Here is a 1,798-nt window from a genome sequence, read left to right on the forward strand (position 1 = left end):
GGTGCGTGCGCTGGCGCTGTCCAGGTTGCTGGCGCCGGCGATGGTCAGGCCGCCGGTGCCGAGCGCGGTGTTGCTGCCGAGGGTCAGGGTGCCGCCACCGATAGTGGTGCCCCCTGCATAGGTGTTGGCGTGGTTGAGGGTCAGGTCGCCACTGCCGCTGCGGTTCAGGGCGCCGGCGCCACTGATCAGTCCATTGAGGGTGAAGTCATCACCGGTCAGGTTGAGTGTGGTGCCGGTGTTCAGCACCAGGGCGTTGGTCAGGTTGCGGTCGCCGGCGGCGCCGAGATTGCTGTTGGCGGTTACGTTCAGGGCGCCGCTGCCAATGGCGCTGTCGTTGCCTAGGACCAAACTGCCGGCATTCAGGCTGGTGCCGCCGCTGTAGCTGCTGGCGCCGTTGAGCTGCAGGATGCCGGCGCCGTCCTTGCTCAGCCCGCCGCTGCCGCCGAGGCTCTGGCCGAGGGTGAAGGTGTTGCCGGCGTCGACGATGTCGAAGCCGCCACCGCCGGCCTGCCAGGTGATGTCGCGGCTGGTGCCGGTGAAACCGGTGCCGGTCACGCGCAGGATGCCGCCGTTGAACAGCAGATCGCCGCCATTGCCCAGGTTGTTGTCGCTGGCGACCTGCAGCACGCCCTCGCTGAGGGTGGTGTCGCCGAGGTAGTCGTTGTTGCCGCCGAGGATCAGGGTGCCGAAGTCGCGTTTGGTCAGGCCGCCATTGCCGGTGATCTGGGTGTCGATGGTCGCGGTCAGGCCCGAGTCGACGCGCACGGTCAGCGGGGAGCTGCCGTTGGCCGTGCCGATGCTGCCGGCACCGTTGAGCAGGTAGCCATCGGTGGTGAACTGCAGGCCGGTGGCGGTCTGGTTGCCCACCACGTTGACCGTGCCGCTGTTCAGCCCGCCGAACACGGCGAAGCCCGATGTCCATACGCCGGCGGTGGTGCCGGTGATGTTGGTCCAGGTGGTCTGCCCGATGCCCCAGGTGCCGCTGCCGCCGAGAATGCCGCCGAGGGTGTCGGCGCCGGCATCCCAGAATTGCAGCAGCGAGTCGTCATCCTGCAGCACCAGGTTGACCTGGCCGTTGCCGATCGACTGGATGGTGGCCAGGTCGCCGAGCACTGCGGCGGGCAGGCTGCCCAGGCTGAGGCCGCTGCCACTGAGGGCGCCGCTGTAGTCGATCAGCCGGTAGACGCCGAGGCCGAAGTCGTTGAGCGCGCTGACATTGAGGGTGCCGTTGAGGGCAAGGTCGCCGTTGACCCGGACCAGCGCATTGGTGCTGGGTGCGCCGAGTGCCACGTTGAGCTGCGCGCCGGCCGCCATGTTCAGGCCGTCCACGGTCAGCTGCTGGCCGCTGCTGGCATTCAGGGCGCCGCCCGAGGCGACGGTTACGCTGTCGGTGATGCTGCCGCTGCCGGTCAGGGTGCCGCCGTTGGCGACATTGACCGCACTATCCAACGAGCCGGTAACGTTCAGCGTGCCGTTGCTGACGCTGGTGCCGCCGCCGTAGGTGCTGGCGCCGCTGAGGGTCAGGGCGCCGCTGCCGACCTTGTCCAGGCCGCCGGCGCCACCAATGACGCCGCCGAAGCTGCTGTTCTGGTTGTTGCCACCCAGGCCGAGGGTGAAGCCGTTGTTGACGGTCACGCCCCCCGCGCCAGCCAGCGCACCAATGGTCTCGTTGCCGCTGACCAGCAGCTGGGTGCCGCTGGCCAGGTCGACCTGGGTGGTATCCGCCAGTGCGCTGCCGCCACTGACTTCGAGGTTGCCGGCCTGCACGCTGAGCGGCCCGGTGAAGCTGTTGCTGCCG

1 protein-coding gene is annotated in these 1,798 nt (G+C 68.9%); it reads right to left on the bottom strand.

All coding sequences use genetic code 11. The features are described 5' to 3' along the window. The coding region (locus PTT45_RS09835) for a beta strand repeat-containing protein (protein ID WP_273813010.1) at positions 1-1,798 on the bottom strand (1,798 nt) is incomplete at both ends.

Origin of the sequence: Pseudomonas sp. Gutcm_11s, assembly GCF_028649395.1 — a bacterium.
Taxonomy (GTDB): domain Bacteria; phylum Pseudomonadota; class Gammaproteobacteria; order Pseudomonadales; family Pseudomonadaceae; genus Aquipseudomonas.